The sequence below is a fragment of the Ruegeria sp. HKCCD8929 genome, assembly GCF_013031405.1.
Classification (GTDB): domain Bacteria; phylum Pseudomonadota; class Alphaproteobacteria; order Rhodobacterales; family Rhodobacteraceae; genus Ruegeria.
On sequence record NZ_WPZY01000126.1, the window covers coordinates 1 to 1,571 of the forward strand.

Annotated in this window: 3 protein-coding genes; all 3 read left to right on the top strand. The window is 62.4% G+C overall.

What is annotated here, in order from left to right; genetic code table 11:
* Positions 1-189, top strand: a 189-nt coding sequence (locus GOX53_RS29335; RefSeq protein ID WP_171182405.1) for a hypothetical protein, incomplete at its 5' end; no start/stop codon positions are given.
* On the top strand, positions 179-1,294 hold the full coding sequence (locus GOX53_RS29340; protein WP_171182406.1) for a baseplate J/gp47 family protein: 1,116 nt from the start codon (positions 179-181) through the stop codon (positions 1,292-1,294). The genes GOX53_RS29335 and GOX53_RS29340, both read left to right, overlap by 11 nt.
* Positions 1,294-1,571: phage tail protein (locus GOX53_RS29345; protein WP_217352002.1), on the top strand; the 278-nt coding region annotated here is incomplete at its 3' end. The genes GOX53_RS29340 and GOX53_RS29345, both read left to right, overlap by 1 nt.

The window sequence follows — 1,571 nt, forward strand, 5'->3', positions numbered from 1 at the left end:
ATGAATGTGCGCAGCCTGTTTGTGGTGGCGGAAGTGCGCGAGGCGCTGCGGCTCTGGGTGCCGCGCGTCGTTGTGCATGAAATCACCTTCGAGACCACCTTCGAGACGATCTCGCTCTCTGTGACCTGGTCGCCGGTTGAGGCCGTTCAGAACGATTTCCAGACCACAGAGGTGGCTTATGCCTTCTGATCTCGCTTCAATCACCGAGCTGAATGCGGCGGGCGCCCCTGACTTCGTCACGGTCGAAGCCCAAAGACTGCTGGATCTGGCGATTGCGCGCTTCGAAGCGGAAACCGGGCGCACCCTGTCGCCCAGTCAGGTCGAGATGTACCTGCTGGAAACCATTGCCTACATGCTCGCCTTGCGCGGCATGGAAGAGCAGCTGGCTTTCGAGAATTGCTTTGTCGCCTACGCGCGCGGACCCTGGCTGGACCGGCACGGCGCGGATCGCAACACACCGCGCCTGCAGGCGGCACAGGCCAGCACCATGTTGCGGTTCGCTACCGCACAGCCTGCTGCTTCTCAAATTCTGATCCCTGCCGGAACCCGTGTCGGCGATGCAGGCGGGGTGATCCAGTTCGCCACGCAGGAAGCCGCGCTCCTTCCGGCCGGGCAATCCGGCATCGATGTACCCGCCGCTGCAACTCAATCCGGTATCACGGCCAATGGCTTTCCGGTTGGCGCGCTTTCGGTCCTGGTGGATCCGGTGCCGGGCCTGTCTTCGGTAACCAACCTGACCGAGACCGGCGGCGGTGCAGAGGTCGAGAGCGATACCCGGTATCGCGAGCGTCTGCCGCTGGCCTTCGAGCGGATCGGCGACGGTCTGAACCGCGAGCGGTATGTGTCGGATGTACTGGGCTGGAATGCCCGCTGCATCGACGTCCATATAGACCGACCACAGCCCGGTTACGTGGACATTTACCCGCTGATGGACACCGGAGAGCCCAACGCCCAGGAAATCGCATCGCTGCTGGCTGTGTTCAACGAGAGCAACACCCATCAAGGCGATTTCATCCAGGTGCAGGCGCCAACGCCTCACGAGTTCACAGTCGAGCTGCATCTTGTGCTGTCCGATCCGGAGGCCGCAGAGGATGCCGAAGGCGCCGTTCAGGACGTGCTGGATGAATGGGAGCGCAGTTTGGGCGGCTACATAGCCCCGTCTGCGTTGACTGACGCGGCGCGTGACATTGTGGGCGTTGTTGATGCCGATGTGGCGAATCTGGTGTTCACATCCGTCGCCTCCTCCTCCTGGCGCAGATGCACGGCCCTGCAGGTCGTGGTGGTGGCGGTCTGATGTCCGAGTATTGGCCCAAAGAACAACTGGACCGCATCACGCCTCCGCAGGCGCGGGACGCGCGCGGCAGCGCGTATCTGCAAGCGTTAAACGAGATCATCGGCGATCAGCCGATTACCGCTTTTCAGGTCAAGGATGCCGAGACCTGCCCGGCCGAGGCGCTGCCTGCCCTGATTGCGGAATACTCCATGCAGGAGTTCATCGACCCCGGCTTGCCGGAGGCGATCCAGCGCCAGATTCTGAAGAACGCATGGCTGCTGCAATCGCTGGAAGGCTA